We start from the raw sequence: 22,364 nt of genomic DNA on the forward strand, positions 1-22,364 counted from the left end.
AATGGCAAAGTCGGCATACTGCGACCTGCACTTTAAGGGGATAGTGAATGTCCAAAACTGCTTTTATTTTTCCCGGTCAGGGTTCCCAGAGCCTTGGCATGCTTGCTGACTTTGCCGACCGCCCGGCGGTAAAGCAGACCTTTCAGGAAGCCTCCGGCGCCCTCGGCCTGGATATCTGGGCTCTCTGTCAGGATGGTCCCCAGGAAGCCCTGAACCAGACCGAAAACACCCAGCCCCTGTTGTTGACGGCAGGTGTTGCTCTGTGGCGGCTGTGGGAGCAGAGCGGCGGTCCGCGCCCCAATTTGCTGGCTGGCCACAGCCTGGGCGAGTACACCGCGCTGACCTGTGCCGGTGTGGTCACCCTGGGCGATGCGGTGCGCCTGGTGCGTACCCGCGGACAGCTGATGCAGCAGGCCGTAGCCGCCGGTGAAGGCAAGATGGCCGCCGTGCTGGGTCTGGATGATGATCAGGTCCGCGCGGCCTGTGAGCAGGCCGCCGAAGGCGATGTGGTCGAAGCGGTGAACTTCAATGCCCCGGGGCAGGTAGTGATCGCCGGTTCCGCCGCCGCAGTGGAGCGTGCCATTGCCGCCTGTAAAGACGCCGGCGCCAAACGGGCCATGCCCTTGCCGGTTAGCGTACCTTCCCACTGTGCGCTGATGAAGCCGGCAGCGGATCAACTGGCAGAGACCCTTAACGCCACCAGCTTCCATGCTGCGGAAATGCCGGTCATCAATAATGTGGATGTGGCCATGGAAACCGCGCCGGAGCAGATCCGCGAGGCGCTCATTCGCCAGCTCTATTCGCCGGTGCGCTGGGTGGAAACCATTCAGGCCCTGAAAGAGCAGGGTGTCAGCCACGTCTATGAATGCGGCCCGGGCAAGGTGCTCAGTGGTCTGATCAAACGGATTGACCGGGACATTGCTGCCCGGCCGCTGGAAAACGGAGAGGCCTTCGAGGCTGCTCTGAAAGGAGAATAAGGATGTCAGAAAAGAAAGTCGCGCTGGTTACCGGTGCCAGTCGCGGTATCGGTCGTGCCATTGCCGAGCAGCTGGTGGCAGATGGCTTTTTCGTGGTTGGCACTGCCACCTCGGAAAAAGGCGCTGCGGCTATCGGTGATGCACTGGGTGCCAACGGTGCCGGCAAGGTGCTGAACGTGACTGACAAGGAATCCGTGGCCAGCACGGTGAAGAGCATCAATGACGAGTTCGGTGCGCCGCTGGTCTTGGTGAATAACGCAGGGATTACCCGCGATAACATCATGCTGCGGATGAAAGATGACGAGTGGGAAGATGTCATCAACACCAATCTGAATTCCCTCTATCGGGTCAGCAAGGCCTGCCTGAAAGGCATGACCAAGGCTCGCTGGGGGCGCATTATCAATATCAGTTCCGTAGTCGGTACCATGGGTAACGCGGGCCAGGCGAACTATGCCGCTGCCAAGGGCGGGGTAGAAGGTTTCACCCGTGCATTGGCGCGGGAGCTCGGCTCACGTAACATCACAGTGAATTCCGTGGCGCCGGGCTTTATCCAGACGGACATGACGGAGGCTCTGCCGGAAGCGCAGAAAGAGGCGCTTCTGGCGGGTATTCCGCTGGGTCGTTTGGGTCAGCCTGGGGAAATTGCCAGTGCAGTTGGCTGGCTTGCCAGCGATGGTGGCGGCTACGTCACCGGGACCACTTTACATGTCAATGGCGGCATGTTTACCGGTTAGCTCAAAAAACGGGCACCGGAGGGTTTCTGAAAAAGCGGTCTAATACGCTGTTTTTACAGAAGAAAATATTTGGAAAAACTTCAGGTAACGGCACTGGCTCAGTTGGGTTGCAAGCGCAAACAGCGTTCACCTAGAATAGCCGCTGACAGGTGCTAGCACACCATTAATCAGGAGAGTTATAGGATCATGAGCAGCATCGAAGATCGCGTAAACAAAATCATCGTTGAACAACTGGGTGTTAAGCCGGAAGACGTAAAACCAGAAGCGTCCTTCGTTGAAGATCTGGGTGCCGACTCCCTGGACACCGTTGAGCTGGTGATGGCCCTCGAAGAAGAATTCGAAACTGAAATTCCGGACGAAGAAGCGGAGAAAATCAACACCGTTCAGTCCGCTGTGGATTACATCAAAGCCCACAGCTGAGTTTCAGTTGTTGAAGCAGTACCAGGAAAGCCGCAAGGTTCAATGAACTTGCGGCTTTTTTGTTGCCGTTGAAGTCACTTTGGGTTTGTCATCATGAGCTGGCAACGTGAAGGCTGCTCTTCCGGCTATTTCATGGCTGAATGTTGATTTTTGCTTACACAACGGCGACGAGCATCGGGATTCTTTATAGTAATCTTGTCGCTTAGTGCTTAGTGCCCCAACAATAAAGGATGGGAGGTATTCGGGTGACGTCACGTCGAGTAGTGATTACAGGTCTGGGAATGTTGACCCCGCTGGGTGCGGATGTGGCTTCCACCTGGGAAGGTATCAAAGCGGGTAAGAGCGGCATCCGAAATATCGATCATTTCGATACGGAATCCTTCGCCACGCGTTTTGCCGGCCTGGTGCCGGAATTCGATATAGCCGATTACCTGTCCCCGAAAGATGCCCGCAAGATGGATGTCTTCATTCAGTACGGTCTGGTGGCCGCGATTCAGGCCATCCGCGATGCCGGTCTGGATATGGACAAGGAAGATGCAGACCGTGTCGGCGCCGCGTTCGGCTCGGGAATCGGCGGCCTGACCAATATTGAAGACAACCACCGCAAGATGCTGGATTCCGGCCCGCGCAAGCTGTCTCCGTTCTTTGTGCCTGGCACTATCATCAACATGATCGCCGGTAATCTGGCCATCATGTATGGCATGAAAGGGCCCAACTTTGCCATCACGACAGCCTGTACCACCGGTACCCATAACATCGGTTTTGCCGCCCAGCAGATCATGCTGGGCCAGGCGGATGTGATGGTAGCGGGGGGCTCCGAGAAAGGCTCCACACCGCTGGGAATGGGCGGTTTTGCCGCAGCACGAGCGCTGTCCACCCGCAATGATGACCCCCAGGGCGCCAGCCGACCCTGGGACAAGGGCCGTGATGGCTTTGTGCTGGCTGACGGTGCCGGTGCAGTGGTATTGGAAGACTACGAGCACGCCAAGGCCCGTGGGGCTACCATCTACGCCGAGCTGGCAGGTTTCGGCATGAGTGATGATGCCTATCACATCACCGCGCCGGCAGAAGGGGGTGTGGGCGCCATGAAAGCCATGGAAAATGCGCTGCGCAATGCGGGAGTCGCCGCGCAGGAAGTGGATTACATCAACGCCCACGGCACTTCCACACAGATGGGCGACCTGGCGGAAATTGCTGCCATCAAGTCCCTGTTTGGCGAGCATGCCGAGAAACTGGCGGTGAGCTCCACCAAGTCCATGATCGGTCACCTGCTGGGAGCGGCCGGGGCGGTAGAGGCGATCTTCTCTATCCTGGCCATTCGTGACTCCATTGCGCCACCTACCATCAACCTGGATGAACCCGACGAGGGCTGTGATCTGAATCTGGTGGCGAATACGGCCCAGCAGCGCAATATCGACTATGCGCTGTCCAACTCCTTCGGTTTCGGCGGTACCAACGGTACCTTGCTGTTCAAGAAGGTGTGATGGTCGATCCTCGTGATCGCGGACTGGCCTATGGCGATGGGCTGTTTGAAACCCTGAGGGTGACGGCGGATGGCTCCGTGCCACTCTGGCCCTGGCATCTCCGGCGTTTGCTGCGCGGTGCCCGGGCGCTGGGGCTGCCATCCCTGCCGGAAACGCGTTATCTGTCGGCCCTTGAAGAAGGGGTGGCTGCTCTGGGCGGAAAGCCCGGTGTGGTCAAGCTGATCTTGACCCGGGGGCCGGGGGGACGCGGTTATCTGCCTCCCTCGAACCCAAAGCCAACGGTGTTATGGCAGGCCGGTCCGCTGCCCGCCTGGTCCCATCAGCTGCGTGAGCAGGGCATTGTGCTGGGGCTGTGTGGTGAGCCACTGCACCCGGAGTCCCTGGCCGGGCTCAAGCACCTCAACCGTCTTCCCCAGGTACAGGCCCGCCGCGAAGTGGCTCGCCATGGCTGGCACGAAGGGCTGTTGCTCAGCCCCCGTCGCCAACCGCTGGAAGCCACCTCGATGAATCTGTTCGCCCGGTTGGATGGCCATTGGTGGACGCCGGACCTGCAGGCGGCCCGGGCTGGTGTGGCGGGGGTGATGCGTGAGTGGCTTGATGAGCATTTGACGGAGCAGGGGGAAAATGTGGTCTGCGATCTGCGGCCGCTGTCACAGCTTGCCGACGCTCAGGGGCTGTTTTTGTGTAACAGTGTTGTCGGCGTGCTCCCGGTGCGTAAACTGGCGCAATGGCAGTGGCCGGTACTGGATTCAGTGCTGCAATTGCAGCACTCTGTGGATGCGCTTTTTCTGCCACGGTAACACCGTTGCCAACCTGCCTGAGACACCAGGATTCATGAGCTACCCGGTGATGAGTGCCTTGAGAGGTCGAGTTTTGCCACGCTGACTCCCCCCTCCCTCAGGGCGATCGTTCCGCTCTGGCAAAGAATTTATTTCATTCCGCAACACAGGCCCTACAATTTCTCTCATGCGTAAAAAAATTCGAATTTTCGGACTGCTGGTGGTGTTGCTGGTGGTCGCCGTTCCTTTGGTGACGGCCTGGGTCAGCAGCTACTTGCACCAGCCCTTGCCGCTGACTGAGGCCAGTGTGGTTGAGGTTCCCCGTGGTGCAGGGTTGAGTCAGGTGCTGCATGAGCTGAAAAAACGCGGCTTGCTGGGCGAAGGCTATCAGGCGGATTTTCGCCGTGTAGGGGCGCGGATCTATAGCAGCCTGACGGATATGGACGGGCGCATGCATGTGGGCGAGTACCGCTTGCGGCCCGGTGACTCCCTGCTCAGCCTGCTGGAAAAAATGGATCGCGGGGAAGTGATTCAGCGCAGCCTGACGCTGGTGGAGGGCTGGAACTTCCGTGAGCTGCGCCTGCGGCTGGCGGCTCAGGAAAGCCTGAGTCATACCCTGGACAGTCTCACTGATGACCAGATCATGGAAAAGCTGGGCCGCCCGGACCTGCATCCGGAAGGCTGGTTTGCGCCGGAAACCTATTTCTATACCCGTGGCACCTCGGACCTGACCATCCTGCGCCGGGCGCTGGAGCGGCAGGAAGCCTTGCTGGAAGAGGCCTGGTCGCAGAAAGCGGATGACCTGCCCATCGACAGCCCCTATGAAGCGCTGATACTGGCGTCCATTATTGAAAAGGAAACCGGGGTGCCGGACGAGCGCCCGGAAATTGCCGGCGTCTTTACCAACCGGTTGCGCAAGGGTATGCGCCTGCAGACGGACCCCACAGTGATTTACGGAATGGGTGAGGCCTATGATGGCAATATTCGCCGTTCCGACCTGCGCCGACCCACACCCTACAACACCTATACGATTTCCGGGTTGCCGCCCACGCCCATCGCCATGCCCGGTCGTGAAGCGATCCAGGCGGCGGTCAATCCGGCGGAAACCGAGTCCCTGTTTTTTGTTGCCCGCGGCGATGGCAGCCATTACTTCTCCAAAACCCTGGCACAACACCGCAAGGCCGTCCGTGACTATCAGCTACGCCGTCGCGAAGGTTATCGCTCCTCGCCGGGGGGGTCACAGTGAGGGGCCGTTTTATCACCCTGGAAGGTGGCGAAGGCGCCGGCAAGAGCAGCAACCTGGACTGGCTTGCCACCCGATTGCGCGAGGCAGGCAAGACCGTGCTGGTGACCCGGGAACCGGGCGGCACCCCGTTGGCGGAATCCATCCGCAACGTACTGCTGGCGCCCAGCGATGAAAAAATGGCGGATGATACCGAGCTGCTGCTGGTGTTTGCCGCCCGGGCCCAGCACCTGGCAGAAAAGATTCGTCCGGCTCTGGAGCGGGGCGACTGGGTGCTGAGCGACCGTTTTGTGGATGCCACCTGGGCCTATCAGGGAGCAGGGCGAGGTCTTGACCAGGATGCCATTAGCCGCCTGGAGGCGCTGGTGGTGCGTGATACGCAGCCCGACATGACGCTGCTGTTTGATGTGCCGGTGGATGTGGGCATGGCCCGTGCCGGCAAACGGGCGGCTCTGGATCGCATCGAGCAGGAAGACCGGGCGTTCTTCGAGCGGATTCGCCAGTGCTATCAGGAACGGGCCGGCAATGAACCGGACCGCTTTCGGGTGCTGGATGCCTCATGCGATCTGGATCAGGTCCGTGCCCAGCTACAGCCACTGCTGGAGGAAATGCTCACATGGAAGTAATAGGGTCTGTTGGCGGTTCATTCGCACCTCTGTTGCGCCTGAAAAAGCGCCAATCTAGCAGGCTGTTGAAAAGCCCCTTGCGTGCTCAGTCTTTCAGGCTGGTTCGCAATCTAGGCGCGCTTTTGAAAGTGTATGTCCATCCATCGAAAAAGCGCAAGAACGAGTGCGGGCCAGCCTGGAAGACCCGTAGGGCGCGGCCTGAAGGGCCCATCTGCTGCGCTCTGTCGCTAGGAAAGGGAACCACCCTGTCCATCGCGACAAAACACAACAGCTGCACCCTTCAGGCCACGCTGAGCACACAAGGGGCTTTTCAACAGCCTGCCAGGCACGAGGAGAGATGTTTGGTTGCTCTAAATGAGCGATTCGTAACGACGAGTGGCGCTTTTTCAGGCGCAACCCGAAGGGCTGGGCCCCTTTTCCCGCTCAGCAGTGTTGGAGGTCGTTTACATAGAATAATTATGCCGCACTCCCTCCGCCTTGCTGAGCGAAAAAATGAACTCCAGCAGAGGTGTGAATGAACCGCCAACAGACCCTTGCCCGTATCCAGGTGCCGTGCCCCTGGCATCAGGACACCATGGCCCAGCTGCTGGATCAGCATCAGCAGGGAAGGCTTCCCCATGCGTTGCTGATCAGCGGTGCAAAAGGGATCGGCAAGCTGCGGCTGGCGGAGTCCCTGGCGCAGACATTGCTCTGTGACAACCCGGCCGGGGGACTGCCCTGTGGCCAGTGTCAGGGGTGTCAGTTGAGTGCTGCCGGCACCCACCCGGATCTCCACCGTCTCAGCCCGGAAGACAAGAGCCGGGCGATCAAGATTGATCAGGTGCGCAAGCTGGTGGGCTTTGCCACCCGTACCGCCCAGTACAGCGGCTACCGTGTGGCCATTGTCGCGCCAGCGGAAGCGCTCAACCGCAACGCCCAGAATGCTCTGCTCAAGACCCTGGAAGAACCCGGTGGGCAGACGTTGCTGTTGCTGGTCTGCGATCAGCCGACCCTGTTGCTGCCGACGATTCGCAGCCGCTGTCAGCAGCGAATTCTGCCTCTGCCGCCCCAGGAGCAGGCTCTGGAGTGGTTACAGGGCCAGGTAGGGGAGAGTGCCCGCTCGTTGCTGGATGCGGCTCAGGGGGCGCCTCTGCGAGCCCTGGACCTGGATCAGGCGGAGTGGTTTGCCGATCGAGCCCGTTTGCTGGAGGTGCTGGTGTCGGTGGCGGAAGGGCGTCAATCGGTTGCTCAGGCGTCCCCCATGCTGTCAAAGCATGATCCCACGGAAATGGCCGGGGTGATCTATGGCTGGTTGTCCCGCTGCCTCAATCAGGCCTATTCAGGACAGCAAAGCGCCGATGCATCACTGGCGCCCTTGCTGACCCGACTGTCCCGTGCCGTGCCGCCGGCGCGCCTGCTGCGCGCTGCCCAGCGGGTACTGGAAGGGCGACGGGCATTGATGTCCGGTGCCAACCCCAACAAGGATCTGCTCTACGAACAGTGGCTGCTGGTGCTGGTGGGCGTTGACGCTGCGGCGGCAGCCCACTAATCTTTACGCTATTAATAATAAAGTCTTACTGGCTGTGCCATGCGCTGACGGGCATGGGGACAGCCGGTATGTCACACGAGGCTCTCCCCTATGAAAATGCCCGGCGGCCGCAGCGGCATCCTGTCGCTTTCCATCAAGGACAAGGCGGTACTCTATTCCGCTTACATGCCCTTCATCACCAATGGCGGCCTGTTCATTCCCACCGACAAGCAATACAAGCTGGGCGAGGAAATCTTCCTGTTGCTCAACATCATGGATGAATCCGACAAGATCCCGGTGGCCGGCAAGGTGGTCTGGATCACCCCGAAAGGGGCCCAGGGCAATCGCAGTGCCGGAATCGGCGTGCAGTTCTCCGACCAGGACGACACTGCCCGGGTCACCATCGAAAACCATCTGGCCGGTTCCCTGGAATCCGATCGTCCGACGCATACGATGTAGGACGCCGCACGCATCACGCAACAACGCGATAAGCGCTTTTCCACATTGAAACCCTTGAGGCCGCGCCCTAAACCTGAGCGCGGCCTCATGCGTTTAGTGACACAAAAACCCTGCCCGTGTTGTTGCGTGCTGCGTGTCGCATGTTGCCTATCTACGCTACAATTCCCGCGTTTGTCATGCCGGAGCACTGAATGTCTGACGTCGCTTTTGTGGATTCCCACTGCCACCTGGATCGCCTCAATCTGGACGCCCATAACGGGGACTTTGATGCCATGATGGCCGCCACTGTCGAGGCAGGGGTCAGCCACATGTTGTGCATTGGCGTAGACCTGGAAACCTTTCCTGATGTGCAGGCGCTGGCCGAGCAACATGATCATGTGTATGCCAGTGTTGGCGTGCACCCGCTCTACAAGGAGTCCCGCGAGCCCCAGGTCAGTGAGCTGGTAGAAAGGGCATCGCACCCGAAAGTGGTCGCCATTGGCGAGACCGGGCTGGACTACTTTTATGCCAAAGAGCAGCGGGAGTGGCAGCAGCGGTATTTTATTGCCCATATTCAGGCAGCTCGGGAGACCGGACTGCCGCTGGTTATCCATACCCGTGGCGCCAAGGACGATACCCTGGCGCTGCTGAGAGAATACGGCCAGGGGCAGGTTCATGGTGTGCTGCATTGCTTTACCGAAGACCTGGATATGGCGCAGCAGGCCATCGATATGGGGTTCTATATTTCCATCTCCGGCATTATCACGTTCCGCAATGCAGAAAGCCTGCGCGACACCGTCAAGGCACTGCCGCTGGAGCGCCTGTTGATCGAAACCGACTCTCCCTGGCTGGCGCCGGTACCGTTCCGGGGCAAGCCCAATGAGCCCCGCTATGTGGCCCAGGTGGCCGAATGTGTGGCGGAGCTAAAGGGGGTCGACGTGGCTGAACTGGCGCGCATTACCCGTGACAATTTCTTTACCCTCTTCAACAAGGCGCAACCATGAATCCGAATTTGATGCTGGGGCTGGCCGCCCTTGGTGGCGCAGTCTTTGCGGCGCTGCTGGTGCTGCTGATGGAGCGTCGTCGAAGCGCTGGCCGGGAAGCGGAGCTGGTGGCCGAGAAGCAGGCCCTGTCGGAACCGCTGGCCCAGGTGCCGCTGTTGCGCGAGCAGCTGGACACCAGCCAGCGCCGTTTGCAGGACAGTGAGTCCCGTCTGCAGCAGCTGGCCTCCGACAAGGCGCGGCTGGAAGAGCGGTTGGCCGGCCAGGAAGAAAAACTGACCTTTGCGGAGAAGAGCCGCGAACAGCTCAAGCAGGAATTCGAAAACCTGTCCGCACGGATTTTCGAGCAACGGGGCAAGCAGCTGCAGGAACAGCAACAGCAAGGGCTGGACGGCATGCTCAAACCGTTCCGTGAGCAACTGGCTGAATTCCGCCGCCGCGTCGACCAGATCCACAGTGACGAAACCCGGGCCCAGGCTTCCCTGATCGAGCAATTGGGTCAGCTGCGCAGTCTCAACCAGCAGATGCACGAGGACGCCCGCAATCTCACCGATGCCCTGAAAGGGCAGGTGAAGACCCAGGGCAACTGGGGGGAAATGATTCTTGAGCGGGTGCTGGAATCGTCCGGGCTGACCCGTGGGCGCGAGTATGAAACCCAGGTCACCCTGAAAGATGAGAGCGGTCAGCGACGCCTGCCTGATGCCATTGTCCACCTGCCCGAGAACAAGGACGTGGTGATCGATGCCAAGGTCTCCCTGGTAGCCTATGAGCGCCTGTCATCGGCCTCCACCAGTGAAGAGCGGGAGCAGGCCCTGCGTGATCATCTGATGTCTCTGCGCAGTCATATCAAAGGCCTGGATATCAAGGATTACAGCGGACTGGAAGGAATTCGCAGTCTGGACTTCGTGCTGCTGTTCATTCCCATCGAGGGCGCCTTCATGGTGGCCATGGAGCAGGACTCCAGCCTCTACACCGATGCCTTTGCCCGCAACATCGTGCTGGTCAGCCCAACCACCTTGCTGGTCACGTTGCGTACCATCCAGAACATCTGGCGCTATGAGTACCAGAACCGCAATGCCCTGGATATCGCCGCCCGTGCCGGCAAAATCTGTGATCAGGTGTCTTTGGTCACGGAATCCCTGGAAGACGTGGGTGACAAGCTTGCCAAGGCAACATCGTCCTGGGAGCAGACCCAAAAACGTCTTACCAGTGGTAACGGCAACCTGTTGCGCCAGGCGCACCAGTTGAAAGATCTGGGTGCTAAGGCTCGTCGCAGTCTGCCGGCACCGGCTGATGACGACGACTCTGAAGACCTGCAGGACGACAGTGCCGACTGATAAGTCAGTCGGACAATGTGGTGTGAATGTTGTAAAAGGTTGCTTTTATACAAAACGTTTTGCATGATAAAAAATATGCAGTAAAACTTCGCGCAATATGACGCTATATGTCGTAAAAAACGACAAAAATAGCGACAAAATGACCGGACTCGGTGGTCATTTTTGGTTATCTTCTGGCACTTGGGTGCCATCGTTCTAATATCAGAACCAGGTCACAGGTATAAGCCAAAATCCTTAGTTAGTATACGTTGCGTAACGAAACGCTAACTGAGGGTAATTTTATGTGTCGTTTGATAGTGGCCCTGCTTCTGGGGGCGGGTCTGGTTCAGACGGTATCGGCGTTGGAAGCTCAACCCCGGGTCATCGGGGGACAGGATGTCACACAGGTGCGGTCGTGGATGGCCGAAGTGGAAATCAGCCGGTCCGGCAATCCCAATTTTTCGGCGACGCTCTGTGGCGGCACTCTGATTGCCCCCCGCTGGGTGCTGACTGCCGCCCACTGTGTGGCCAGTGTCGAGGCAGAGATGCTGTTTGTCTCCCTTGGCAACGTTAATCGCACCAGCACAGAGGCTCCGGAACAACTGACGGTAACCGAACTGCAGGTGCATCCGGCCTACAATGCCACCCACTTCCATAATGACCTGGCCCTGCTCAAACTGGCGGCGCCGAGCCGCTTCAAGCCATTGGATATGGCCAAGCCGCACATCGTTACCGAGCTGGCGCTGGGCAACCATGATGAAGCCCTGGAAGTGCTGGGCTGGGGTTCCACCACCCCGGATGGTTTTGCCCTGACCGAGACTTTGCAGAAAGCGGATCTGGACTTTGTGTCGCCGGATTACTGCGCCAGCCAGTGGAGCAATCTCACCGGCAACCAGATTTGTGCCGGCGAAATGAACCCTCAGGGTCAGAAGCAGGATTCCTGCCGTGGCGATAGCGGCGGGCCGCTGGTTTACCGCAAGGATGACCAGCAGTGGCTGGTGGGTGTGACCAGCTACGGCCATGAAACCTGTGCCACCGATGGTGTGCCGGCGGTCTATAGCCGCGTGGATAGATACCTGCCCTGGCTGGAAGAGACCACCTCCGGCGGACTGGTGGATCTACAGACAGAAGGCCTCAACGGTGATCAGTACCGCAACATGTCCAGTGCGGTGACCCTCTATCCGCGTATTGCCAATACCAGTACCCGCAATGACGCCCGCAATGTGGGCCTGCGTATCGAGCATCAGCCCGGTCTGTCTGTGGCGGTACCGGGCCTTTCCTGCCGGACCTACACGGGCTACACCGACTGTCGAAACAGTCTGTTCCTGGCACTGGGACAGACCAGCGCCACTTATGCCGTTACCCTGAAGGCCCCGTCCCGTTGGGCTGATCAGGTGCGAGTAAGCCCGATCAGCGACTCGTATGATTACTTCAGTTTGCGCAGCGAAGCGTTCAATCTGGTATTCAGTAACGAGCCGGATGTGGTGCTCAGTCTGACCACCAACCGGGGTAGCGATGGCCATGTTCGTGTCAGCGCTCTGGTGCGCAATGCGGCGACTCATCAGACAGCGGCGCGGGTGAGACTGGGCTTCATCTTGCCTGCAGGGTGGGAAACCGTTGAAATGCCGGGCAACTGCAGTGGCAGTCGTAGTGTTCAGTGCGGTCTTGGGGACCTGGGGCCGGAGCAGTTTGTGACCCAGCAACTGCTGCTTTCAGGGGAGGGATATGACCCCATGACAGTGCAGGTATGGACCGATAATGGTGATTTTCCAACCGGTGACAGCAAAGCCTATACTCGGCCCGCTCAAGCTCGTAGCGCCAGTAGCGGTGGTGGCAATACGACAGGAAATGACAGTGGTGGTGGCGGTGGCGGTAGTGGTGGCAGCTTGTCGTTCCTGGCGCTGCTGGGCCTAGCCCTGATTGCCGCTCGACGGCTCCACCAGTGACAGGTGCCGCTGGCGCTCCGGCGCCAGCGCGCCCTGATTGCCTTTCCAGGGCACCGCATCCATGCCCTTGGGAATCTCCGTTAACTGGAACGGCGCCTTGATAATCTCGAAGTAGGGCGAGTGATCGAAATCCGCGGCGGTGATGGCTCGTGGCTGTAACCGCAGCAGGCGGCTACCGGAGCCATCTTCTTTTACCAGCGGCAGCACCGGGAACTGTACGAAACTGAACGCATCTGCGACCACGGTGCCAGTCAGTGCCCGGGCCAGCTCCCCGGCCCAGCGCCGAAACAGGTTGATGCGCCAGCGCAGCGGCAGCCATCGCCAGGGCATCAGGGTCAATAGTGCCAGGGCCGCCCAGGACTGGCTGCCGCCAGCGCCGATCCGGCTGATGGCATAGCGCAATACGTCCTGGGCTTCATTGTCACTCAGTCCCTGGGCCCGGCAGACACGGATCTGGCGGCCTTCCAGGGCGGACAGCGGCTCCACGATCAGGCCCCGTTCCAGCCGCGCATCAATCACCAGCTGGGTATCGGGTTCGCAGGGAGTGTAATCCCCCAGCAGGGCACGCAGGGCCGGGTCCGCCACGTCATGAAGTCGACCAACATAAAGCACCGCCCGGGCGAAGCGGCTGTCGCCGATTACCTTGAAGGTACGGTCCACATTGCTATGCCCGGCCACCAGCAGCACATCACAGGGTTTCAGTACGGTACGCAGGCTGTCCAGGTCGGCACTTGGCTGGCCACTGAACGGCTCGTCGCGCTGAAGGCGGCGGCAGATCCATTGATAAAAGGCCAGTTGTCGACTCATGGTGACTCCGTGTGCAAACACTTATTCGAGGACCCGGAGCTTACAACAGGGCCAGGGCCCGGTCGATGACCGAATGGTCAGTATAGAAATGCGGCGAAAAACGGACCCCGCCACCCCGTTCTGCACAGACCACGCCAGCCTGTCGTAAACGCTGAAAGGTGTCTGCCGGCGTTTCATCAGGCAGGGTAAAGGTAACAATTCCGGCCCGACGCTGCCGGTCCACCGGGCTGAGCAGAGTGGCTCCCCGTTCCCGCAGGCCGTCGATCAGCCGCTGGACGCGATCCTGCAGGGCCTCGGCGACTTGCGCCATGCCTTCCTCTTCCAGCAGGGACAGGGATGCCTCCAGGGCATGAGCGCCGAGCATGTTGGGGCTGCCGCATTCGAAACGACGGGCATTATTGGCCACTTGCCAGTCGGTGGTGGTGTAGTTGCCGGCATTGGCCACCATATGCCAGCCGTGCTGGCGCAGGGTCAGCTTGTCCTGTACCGCCTGGCGGCAGTAGAACAATGCCAGCCCCTCCGGGCCCAGCATCCACTTGTGACCGTCGGCCACCACAAAATCCGCCTTGGCCTGTTCCGCGGAAAAGGGCAGGGCGCCGAGGATCTGGATGGCGTCCACACAAAACAGGATCTCTCGTTCCCTGCAGGCGGCGCCAATGGGCGCCATGTCCATCAGCAGGCCGGTGCCGTATTGCACTGCGGACAGGGACACCAGTCGTGTTCGAGGTCCCAGCGCATCGATCACCGCCTGTTCCGGTTCAGGCGTATCCAGGCTTACGGCGATCACTTCCACGCCCTGATCCGCCAAAGCTTCCCAGGGGATACGGTTGGAGGGGAACTCCTGATCGCTGATCACGATCTGGTCGCCGGCCTGCCAGTCAATACCCTGGGCAATCACAGACAGTCCTTCTGAGGTGTTTTTCAGCAGGGCGATTTCATCAATACTGACCCCGCCAATCAGCCAGGAAAGCCGCTCGCGCAGGCGCTGTTCCACTTTCAGCCAATGGGGGTAATCACGGGCACCGATCTCACAATTCTGGCGAGCGAATTCCGCGACCGCATCGCGGCTACGGGCGGGCCAGGGAGCCACCGCAGCGTGGTTGAGATAAAGCAGGTCTTCACGGTGGGGAAATTCCGGGTGGGCCATGATGTCTCCATTAACAGCTACAAGCTTCAAGCTACAAGTTGCAACGCGGCAGGGTGTGGTGGCAAGTATATAGCGCCGTGGCCGCGTTATTTACCATAGCAGCAATTGCATCGTGAACCCTGCTGCATGCTTATAAAAAGGGAATACGTTAGAATTGCGACTGTTCAGTCCTGGTTCACGTCCGTTATGCCGGGCTTAAGGAGAAATAGATGGGTGACCTGGAAAAAGCCACGCGCAAGGCGCAGGAATTTCGTCAACGGGAGCGCCAGATTCTGGATGCGGCCCTTGAGCTGTTCCTGGAAGAGGGCGAAGACCGTGTGACCGTGGAAATGATTGCTGACCGGGTCGGTATCGGCAAAGGCACCATCTACAAGCATTTCGAGACCAAGAACGAGATTTATCTGCTGTTGATGCTCCGTTATGAGGAGGATCTTGCCGAGGTATTCCAGACCATCTCCGGCGGCGATGACAAGGAACGGCTGGCACGGGAATACTTCCGTTTCCGGATCTCCGATCCCAAGCGTTACCAGTTGTTCGACCGCCTTGAGAACAAGGTGATCAAGGACCATGCCCTGCCGGAACTGGTGGACAAGCTGCATCGCATTCGCGAAGCCAACTTTGCCCGCCTCACCGATATCGTCAAGGCGCGTATTGCCGAAGGCTCACTGGAAGACGTGGACCCGATCTATCACATCTGCTCCGCCTGGGCGCTGGCTCATGGTGCGGTGGCCCTGATGGAATCCCCGTTCTACCAGAAGCTGATCGACGACAAGGATGACTTCCTGCATTTCCTGATCGAGATCGGCATTCGCATGGGCAACAAGGGGCAACGGGGGCCACGATGAAACAGGCGGAGGAACTGCTGGCATTACTGGAAAAGGCAGGCAAGGATGAAAGCGGCCTGCCGCCGGTGCACCAGTGGAAGCCGGAGCGGCATGCGGATATCGACATGCGGATCGCCCGGGATGGCACCTGGTACTACCAGAATTCCCCCATCCAGCGTGAACGCATGGTGGCGTTGTTCTCCACCATCCTGTTGCGCGAAGGCGATGACTACTTCCTGATCACCCCGGTGGAAAAGCTGCGCATCCAGGTGGACGATGCCCCTTTTGTGGCGGTGGAAGTGCAGCGCCTGGAAGAGGGCGGGGTGAACAAACTGGTCTTCACCACCAATGTGGGCAGCCACGTGGTGGCCGGTGACAAGCACCCCTTACGCGTGGAAACCGACCCACAAACCGACGAGCCGTCCCCGTATCTGCTGGTCCGCGAAAACCTGGAAGCCCTTATCGGGCGCTCCGCGTTCTATCAGCTGGTGGACTGGGCGTTTGAGGAAAATGGGAAGCTGTTTGTGGAGAGCGATGGTCAGCGCTTTGAGTTGGGAAGCCTGGGATAATTGATAACGCGCGATCAGGGTTATTCTGGGTTTCAAGCAAAGAGGCCGCGCTCAACATTGGGCGCGGCCTCTTTGCGTTAAGATGCGAAGGAGTTTCTCGCGAAGTTATCAATTATCCATTCTCAATTATCAATTTCCCCTCATTGTAATGCTAATCAACAACAACACCCCGAGCACAATACTGATCCCTTTCCAGATGCGCAGTTGCCGGATGTCGTTGTCGATGGCCGGCTTGCTGCTGCGCATCGGGCGGCGCAGGGCGTCGCGGAATTCGGCGGCGTCGGTGAAGCGTTGTTTGGGTTGATGTTGCAAGGCTAGCTGCAGCACGTTGTTGATCCACAGCGGGACGAACGCGTTGTGTCTCTGCAGTGGCGGCAGGGGGCGATGGGCGGATTTTTCGTAGCGGCCCTGCCACGGCAGCGAACCGGTGAGCATTTCATGGATGATCACCGCCGCGGAAAACAGATCACTCTGTTCGCTGGGGGCAGCGCCATCCAGCAGTTCCGGAGCGCTGTAATCCCGGGTGCCGAGGGGAATGCCCGCATTGTGCTGCTCCATGCCCCGGCAATGGCAACTGCCGAAATCCACGATGCGGACCAGCCCGTCGGTATCCACCATGATGTTGTCCGGCTTCAGGTCGCCGTGGATCACATCGGCGCGGTGCAGGGCGCGGATACCGTTGAGTAGCTGATCCGCCAGATACAGTTTTTCTTCCACCGCCACATCAGGGTGTTCCTTCAGCCACTGTTGCAGCGTCACGCCGTCGATGAACTCCAGATGCTGATACAGGCAGCTGGGATTGTCCGGCTGGGGCAGGGTGCGTAGCAGGTGGGCATTACGCAGGCGCTGACCGACCCACCCTTCCATGACAAACCGCTCCAGCGCGTCCCGGTCGTCTTCCAGATTCACCGACGGTGTCTTGAGTACCGATTGCGTGCCGTTTTCATCCTCCACCAGATACAGGTGGCTACGCACACTGGCATACAGCTCCCGCTGTACGGTGAAACCGTCAACCCGGACCCCCGGGCTCAGTGGCGGGGGCAGGGGCAGGCTGCCGCGCTGGCGCAGGGCTTCGTCGGCGCTGGCGTCGGGCAGGCCATCCACCTGCAGCACCTGACAGCTCAGGTTGTCATCGCTGCCGCTGGCCAGGGCCGCTTCCACCAGACTGCGGGCAGCCATTTCCGGTTGGTAACTGGCACGCACTATGCCCTGCATGCGCGAACGGGACAGGAAACCATGCACGCCATCGCTGGTGAGCAGAAATACATCGCCCACCTGCAAATCACTGCGGCTGTAGTCCACATCCAGTCGGGTGTCGCCGCCCATGACCCGGGTGAGTACCTGGCGGTCGCCGCCGATCATGCGGCTGTGGTCGCGGGTGAGGCATTCCAGGCGTTCATTACGCAGTCGCCAGATACGCGAATCGCCTACCTGGAACAGGTGGGCGGTACGCGAGCGCAGTATCAGCAGGGACAAGGTGCACAGGTGGCTTTCCCCGGCCAGTGTCTGCCGGCACAGCCAGCGGTTCAGGGCTTCCAGTACCCGCTGTGCGGAGCGGGGCACACTCCATAGCGATGGCGTTGCATAGTAGTCGTTGATAAATCCGAGCACACAGGATTCCGCTGCCTCCCGGGCTGCACCGGCACTGGACAGCCCATCAGCCAGGGCGGCAACGATGCCCTTGGTACGCAGCAATGGGCCATCAGGAATCTGCATAGCCAGCGCATCCTGGTTGTGCAGCTTGGGCCCGGCATCGCTGTACTGGCCGATGCGAACCTGCGGGTGCAGGTCCGGCTCGGGGGCAATGGCCGAGTCCTCGGTCGTGACGTTGGCAACATCCATGATCAAAGCTCCTGTGTATGACCTGCCGAAAACACTCAGCCCACCTCGATGAGCTGAACGTCGCCTTTCTCATCAATTTCCGCAATGTGCCCTTTGGGTTCATCCAGGAACTGCACGGCGGCCAGGGCCACGGCAGCGCTGGCGGCAATCACCAGGAAGAAGGTGGACGGGTCCACAAAGGTCAGCACGGTCAGGAAGATCACCGCACCGGCGTTACCGTAGGCGCCCACCATGCCGGCGATCTGACCGGTAAGGCGTCGCTTGATCAGCGGCACGGTGGCGAATACCGCCCCCTCGCCAGCCTGCACAAAGAAAGAACAGCACATGGTGGCAATCACCGCCAGGGCAATGGGCCAGCTACTGCCTATCTGGCTCATCAGGCCGTAACCCACCATCAGACCGCAGAGCAGAATCGCCAATGATTTCTTGCGTCCGAACTTGTCGGAGACCCAGCCACCACCGGGGCGAGCCACCAGATTCATGAAGGCATAGCCGGAGGCCAGCAGGCCGCCAGTGACTGCCGACAGGGTAAAGGTATCGGTAAAGAACAGTGGCAGCATGGACACCACCGCCAGCTCGGAGCCGAAGGTCACCATATACGCCAGATCCAGAATGGCTACCTGCTTGAAGCTGTAGCGGTCGTGCTCGGGAACCCCTTCTTTCAGGTGTTCACGGTTTACTCGCCAGGCCTGACCAAGCTGTACCACCGCCAGGCTGATAATCAGTGCGGCCAACAGAATCTGTGTGGTCTGGCCGAACAGATTAAGATTGGTGGGCCCCAGGCGCCAGACGATCACCAGCAGGGCGATATACAAAGGCAGGCTCATGGCCAGGTAGAAGAACAGGTCTTTCCTGGTGCTCACTTCCAGCGCGCTGGCTTTCTTCGGCTTGAAATAGGACGCGCCCTGGGGCGTGTTGCGTGCCCGCCACAGGAAGAAAATCCCGTAGAGAAAGGAAACGGCGCCGGTGGTGGCAATGGCCCAGCGCCAGCCGTCATCGCCGCCGTAAAAGAGAGCCAGTGAAGGCAGGGTAATCGCCGCGGCAGCAGAGCCGAAGTTGCCCCAGCCACCATAGACACCTTCCGCCAGGCCCACTTCCCGGGCCGGGAACCATTCGCTGATCAGGCGTATGCCCACCACGAAACCGGCACCCACAAAGCCCATCAGCAGACGGGTCACCGCCAGTTGTTCATAGGTAGTGGAAAGCGCAAACGCCCAACAGGGGAGGGCGGCAAGCATCAGCAGTGAGCCAAACACCAGCCGGGGGCCAAAGCGATCCACCAGGGAACCGATCACCACCCGGGCCGGAATGGTCAGCGCCACGTTGAGAATCAGCAACGCCTTTATCTGTTCCGGGGTGAGGTCGAAGGCTTCGCGCAAATGCCCCATTAATGGCGCATGGGAAAACCACACAACAAAGGTAATAAAGAACGCCAGCCAGCTCAGGTGTAACAGGCGGATGCGTGGCGCGGAAAGATTCAACAGATTCAGCTTTTGATCGCTCATGACTTCTCCATGCATGGGCGGTTAACGACAGGGTGGTCTAGGCAACTCCTGTGCCACCTTGATAAGTGACTGTTTTCAATGGATTAAACGGAGAGAAATCGAGAGAAGGGCAATAACCGTGCGCAAATCGGGAGCGTTTATGGGTCATCGCGGTGCACGAAAAAATGCATTTTTCTCGTGCACGAACGCATTAAAAGAAAGCAGGAGTTCTGTGGTTATTGCCGAAAAAACAAAATAAATCTATTAAAAATAATGAGTTAGCAAGTTGGCACAGGCCTTGCTCAGTGATGGGTGTCAGTTATGCACCGCGAGGGTGAGCCTTATGGCAAAGCAACAACTTCTACTTATTGGCCACGGCATGGTGGGCCAACGTTATCTAGAGTCTCTGGTGGCCCAGGGTGGCCGCGAGCACTTCGACATTACCGTACTGTGCGCCGAGTCACTGCCGGCCTATGACCGCGTGGGGCTAACCAGCTACTTTTCCGGCAAGACCGCCGACGACCTGTCGCTGGTGCCTGAAGGGTTCTTCGCCGAGCACGACATTACCCTGAAGCTGAATACCAAGGCGGATGTCATTGATCGTGGTGCGCGCACCGTTACTACCAACACCGGTGAAACGCTGAACTACGACAAGCTGGTACTGGCCACCGGGTCTTATCCGTTCGTGCCGCCGATTCCCGGTAATGATCGAGACAACTGTTTTGTGTACCGCACCATCGATGATCTGGATGCCATGATTGCTGCCAGTAAAGACGGCAAAGTGGGCACCGTTGTGGGGGGCGGCCTGCTGGGTCTTGAGGCAGCCAAGGCTTTGCATGATCTGGGCCTGCAAACCCATGTGGTGGAATTTGCCCCGCGTCTGATGGCTGTCCAGGTGGACGACTTTGGTGGCGGCCTGCTCAAGGACAAGATTCAGGAATTAGGTGTCACCGTGCACACCAGCACCGGCACCAAAGACATTGTTGACGGTGAAACCTGCAAACACCGGATGAACTTCGGTGAAGACAATTACCTGGAAACCGATGTGATCGTGTTCTCCGCTGGCATCCGTCCCCAGGACGAACTGGCCCGCGCCTGTGAGCTAGAGCTGGGCGAGCGTGGCGGTGTCGTGGTGAACAACCACTGTGTCACCTCGGATGACAGCATTTATGCCATCGGTGAAGTGGCGTTGTGGGAAGGCCGCATCTTCGGTCTGGTGGCGCCGGGTTACCAGATGGCGGAGATCGCCGCCGAGCACCTGATGGGCAAACAGGAAAAACAATTCCTGGGCGCGGACATGAGCACCAAGCTGAAACTGATGGGCGTGGACGTGGCGTCCATCGGTGATGCCCACGGCAACACTCCGGGTTCACGCAGTACCGTGTTCATGGATCAGACCGTCGGCATCTACAAGAAGGCGGTGATCAGCGAATGTGGCAAGAAACTGCTGGGCGCCGTGCTGGTAGGCGATGCCAATGATTACGGCAACCTGCTGCAGCTGTGCCTGAACGAGATGGACCTGCCTGGTGATCCGGCGGCACTGGTCGCCCCGGTTTCCGATGGTGCGCCCCTGCTGGGCGCCGATGCTCTGCCCGATACCGCCCAGATCTGTTCCTGTAATAACGTCTCCAAGGGCGACCTGTGTGCCGCCATTGATGATGGCGCCATGACCGTGGGTGATCTGAAATCCTGCACCAAGGCTTCGGCTACCTGTGGTGGTTGTTCGGCGCTGGTGAAACAGGTGCTGGACAGCGAACTGGAAAAACGTGGCGTGGAAGTGAACAACCACCTCTGCGAGCACTTTCCCTATTCCCGCCAGGAAATCTATCACCTGGTACGGGTAGGGCAGATCACCACCTTTGATGAGCTGCTGGAAAAACACGGCAGCGGTGAAGGTTGTGATATCTGCAAACCCACCGCGGCCTCGGTGTTGGCATCCTGCTGGAATGACTATGTGCTGAACAAGCCCCACGCGGGCCTGCAGGACACCAACGACTACTTCCTGGGCAACCTGCAGCGGGACGGCACCTATTCTGTGGTACCCCGTGTGGCCGGCGGTGAAATCACCCCGGACAAACTCATCGTGCTAGGCGAAGTGGCCAAGAAATACGACCTTTACACCAAGATCACCGGCGGTCAGCGGGTGGATCTGTTCGGTGCCCGCGTTGAGCAGCTGCCGGATATCTGGCGCACCCTGGTGGATGCCGGTTTTGAAACCGGCCATGCCTACGGCAAGTCCCTGCGTACCGTGAAATCCTGTGTCGGTTCCACCTGGTGCCGCTACGGGGTGAAGGATTCCGTAGGCACCGCCATTCAGGTGGAAGAGCGTTACAAGGGCTTGCGTAGCCCACACAAGATCAAGATGGCCGTCAGTGGCTGTACCCGAGAGTGTGCCGAAGCGCAGAGCAAGGATGTGGGCGTCATCGCCACCGAGAAAGGCTGGAACCTGTATGTCTGCGGTAACGGCGGCATGCGCCCCCGCCATGCGGATCTGTTTGCTTCGGATCTCACCGACGAACAGCTGATCAAGACCGTGGATCGCTTCCTGATGTTCTACATCAAGACTGCCGATCGCCTGCAGCGCACCAGCGTCTGGCTGGAAAACCTGGAAGGCGGTCTGGATTACCTCAAGCAGGTAATTCTGGACGATTCCCTGGGCATCGGTGCCGAGCTGGAAGCGGAAATGGCACATGTGATCGACACCTACCAGTGTGAGTGGAAGACCACCATCGAAGACGATGAAGCGCTGAAACGCTTCAAGCATTTCGTCAACGATGACAGCGCCGACGACAACCTGAAATACGTGCGCGAGCGCGGGCAGCGTCGTCCGGCCTTTGAACATGAACGTATCGAACTGGTCGAGGAGGCATAAGCATGAACAGTTCCGTAGCCGTGCAATGGAAAGCCGTGTGCAAGCTTGATGATGTGCTGCCGGGCACCGGGGTAGGCGTGCGCCTGCCCGGTCGCCAGGCGGCCCTGTTCCGCACCAGCGATGGCAGCCTCTACGCCCTGGATAACCGCGATCCGTTCAGCCAGGCCAATGTGCTAAGCCGGGGCATCCTCGGCTCGATGGGCGACAAGCGAGTGGTGGCTTCGCCGATCTACAAGCAGCACTTCGATCTGGAAACCGGCCAGTGCCTGGAAGACGAAGCCGTCTCCCTCACGGTGTATCCGGTACAGGTGGAAGGCGACCTGATCAAACTGGCCGTCCCGGCCTGAA

General features: G+C 59.3%; 20 protein-coding genes. 16 read left to right on the forward strand and 4 right to left on the reverse strand.

The features are described from left to right. Positions 1 to 47: 47 nt before the first annotated feature. The 12 genes from fabD (at position 48) to T9A_RS09170 (ending at position 12,471) form a co-directional block, all read left to right on the forward strand. On the forward strand, positions 48 to 977 hold the full coding sequence (gene fabD, locus T9A_RS09115) for an ACP S-malonyltransferase (protein ID WP_035247332.1): 930 nt from the start codon (positions 48 to 50) through the stop codon (positions 975 to 977). A 2-nt stretch (positions 978 to 979) separates the two neighbouring features. Continuing rightward, positions 980 to 1,711, forward strand: coding sequence for a 3-oxoacyl-ACP reductase FabG (gene fabG, locus T9A_RS09120; RefSeq protein ID WP_035247334.1), 732 nt, complete (start codon positions 980 to 982; stop codon positions 1,709 to 1,711). A gap of 186 nt (positions 1,712 to 1,897) precedes the next feature. Beyond that, positions 1,898 to 2,131, forward strand: a complete 234-nt coding sequence (acpP, locus tag T9A_RS09125; RefSeq protein ID WP_035247337.1) for an acyl carrier protein — start codon at positions 1,898 to 1,900, stop codon at positions 2,129 to 2,131. Between the two features lie 245 nt (positions 2,132 to 2,376). Then, on the forward strand, positions 2,377 to 3,615 hold the full coding sequence (gene fabF, locus T9A_RS09130) for a beta-ketoacyl-ACP synthase II (RefSeq protein WP_198030650.1): 1,239 nt from the start codon (positions 2,377 to 2,379) through the stop codon (positions 3,613 to 3,615). Beyond that, complete coding sequence (gene pabC / locus T9A_RS09135; protein WP_035247343.1) at positions 3,615 to 4,415, forward strand: aminodeoxychorismate lyase; 801 nt, start codon at positions 3,615 to 3,617, stop codon at positions 4,413 to 4,415. The genes fabF and pabC overlap by 1 nt, the downstream gene beginning before the upstream one ends. Positions 4,416 to 4,581: 166 nt before the next feature. After that, entirely contained in the window at positions 4,582 to 5,640 is a 1,059-nt protein-coding gene (gene mltG, locus T9A_RS09140; protein WP_035247346.1) for an endolytic transglycosylase MltG, read from the forward strand. After that, positions 5,637 to 6,263: a dTMP kinase gene (gene tmk / locus T9A_RS09145; protein ID WP_035247349.1), complete on the forward strand. Its 627-nt coding sequence runs from the start codon at positions 5,637 to 5,639 to the stop codon at positions 6,261 to 6,263. The genes mltG and tmk overlap by 4 nt, the downstream gene beginning before the upstream one ends. Before the next feature lie 514 nt (positions 6,264 to 6,777). Beyond that, complete coding sequence (locus T9A_RS09150; RefSeq protein ID WP_035247352.1) at positions 6,778 to 7,791, forward strand: DNA polymerase III subunit delta'; 1,014 nt, start codon at positions 6,778 to 6,780, stop codon at positions 7,789 to 7,791. A 90-nt stretch (positions 7,792 to 7,881) separates the two neighbouring features. Beyond that, positions 7,882 to 8,229, forward strand: a complete 348-nt coding sequence (locus T9A_RS09155) for a PilZ domain-containing protein (RefSeq protein ID WP_035247354.1) — start codon at positions 7,882 to 7,884, stop codon at positions 8,227 to 8,229. A 191-nt stretch (positions 8,230 to 8,420) separates the two neighbouring features. Further along, complete coding sequence (locus T9A_RS09160) at positions 8,421 to 9,212, forward strand: TatD family hydrolase (protein ID WP_035247357.1); 792 nt, start codon at positions 8,421 to 8,423, stop codon at positions 9,210 to 9,212. Further along, a complete protein-coding gene (gene rmuC / locus T9A_RS09165) occupies positions 9,209 to 10,546 on the forward strand; it encodes a DNA recombination protein RmuC (RefSeq protein WP_035247359.1) in 1,338 nt (445 codons plus the stop codon). The genes T9A_RS09160 and rmuC overlap by 4 nt, the downstream gene beginning before the upstream one ends. Positions 10,547 to 10,827: 281 nt before the next feature. Then, positions 10,828 to 12,471: a S1 family peptidase gene (locus T9A_RS09170; RefSeq protein WP_035247361.1), complete on the forward strand. Its 1,644-nt coding sequence runs from the start codon at positions 10,828 to 10,830 to the stop codon at positions 12,469 to 12,471. Here the strand turns inward: T9A_RS09170 and T9A_RS09175 are convergent. Together T9A_RS09175 and T9A_RS09180 are read right to left on the reverse strand one after the other, a co-directional pair. Next, complete coding sequence (locus tag T9A_RS09175; protein WP_035247364.1) at positions 12,436 to 13,278, reverse strand: hypothetical protein; 843 nt, start codon at positions 13,276 to 13,278, stop codon at positions 12,436 to 12,438. The two genes, T9A_RS09170 and T9A_RS09175, sit on opposite strands and share 36 nt — an antisense overlap. A 40-nt stretch (positions 13,279 to 13,318) precedes the next feature. Continuing rightward, on the reverse strand, positions 13,319 to 14,425 hold the full coding sequence (locus T9A_RS09180) for an aminotransferase class V-fold PLP-dependent enzyme (RefSeq protein ID WP_035247367.1): 1,107 nt from the start codon (positions 14,423 to 14,425) through the stop codon (positions 13,319 to 13,321). A gap of 209 nt (positions 14,426 to 14,634) precedes the next feature. On the opposite strand from T9A_RS09180, the gene T9A_RS09185 reads away from it, so the two are divergent. Together T9A_RS09185 and T9A_RS09190 are read left to right on the forward strand one after the other, a co-directional pair. Further along, the gene (locus T9A_RS09185) at positions 14,635 to 15,270 is read left to right on the forward strand and encodes a TetR/AcrR family transcriptional regulator (protein WP_084573453.1); all 636 of its coding nucleotides are present in this window, start codon (positions 14,635 to 14,637) and stop codon (positions 15,268 to 15,270) included. Further along, positions 15,267 to 15,818 (forward strand): DUF1285 domain-containing protein, encoded by a 552-nt coding sequence (locus T9A_RS09190; RefSeq protein ID WP_035247370.1) that lies wholly within the window; start codon positions 15,267 to 15,269, stop codon positions 15,816 to 15,818. Before T9A_RS09185 ends, T9A_RS09190 begins: the two co-directional genes overlap by 4 nt. Before the next feature lie 129 nt (positions 15,819 to 15,947). Here the strand turns inward: T9A_RS09190 and T9A_RS09195 are convergent, their stop codons facing one another. Together T9A_RS09195 and T9A_RS09200 are read right to left on the reverse strand one after the other, a co-directional pair. Then, positions 15,948 to 17,660: a bifunctional protein-serine/threonine kinase/phosphatase gene (locus T9A_RS09195; RefSeq protein ID WP_052042712.1), complete on the reverse strand. Its 1,713-nt coding sequence runs from the start codon at positions 17,658 to 17,660 to the stop codon at positions 15,948 to 15,950. Positions 17,661 to 17,695: 35 nt separating this feature from the next. Continuing rightward, positions 17,696 to 19,165 (reverse strand): NarK family nitrate/nitrite MFS transporter, encoded by a 1,470-nt coding sequence (locus tag T9A_RS09200; protein ID WP_035247372.1) that lies wholly within the window; start codon positions 19,163 to 19,165, stop codon positions 17,696 to 17,698. 322 nt (positions 19,166 to 19,487) lie between these two features. On the opposite strand from T9A_RS09200, the gene nirB reads away from it, so the two are divergent. Beyond that, complete coding sequence (gene nirB / locus T9A_RS09205) at positions 19,488 to 22,016, forward strand: nitrite reductase large subunit NirB (protein ID WP_035247375.1); 2,529 nt, start codon at positions 19,488 to 19,490, stop codon at positions 22,014 to 22,016. A 2-nt stretch (positions 22,017 to 22,018) separates the two neighbouring features. After that, the gene (gene nirD / locus T9A_RS09210) at positions 22,019 to 22,363 is read left to right on the forward strand and encodes a nitrite reductase small subunit NirD (protein WP_035247378.1); all 345 of its coding nucleotides are present in this window, start codon (positions 22,019 to 22,021) and stop codon (positions 22,361 to 22,363) included. Position 22,364 lies beyond the last annotated feature (1 nt).

It is taken from the genome of Alcanivorax jadensis T9 (assembly GCF_000756655.1).
GTDB lineage: Bacteria > Pseudomonadota > Gammaproteobacteria > Pseudomonadales > Alcanivoracaceae > Alcanivorax > Alcanivorax jadensis.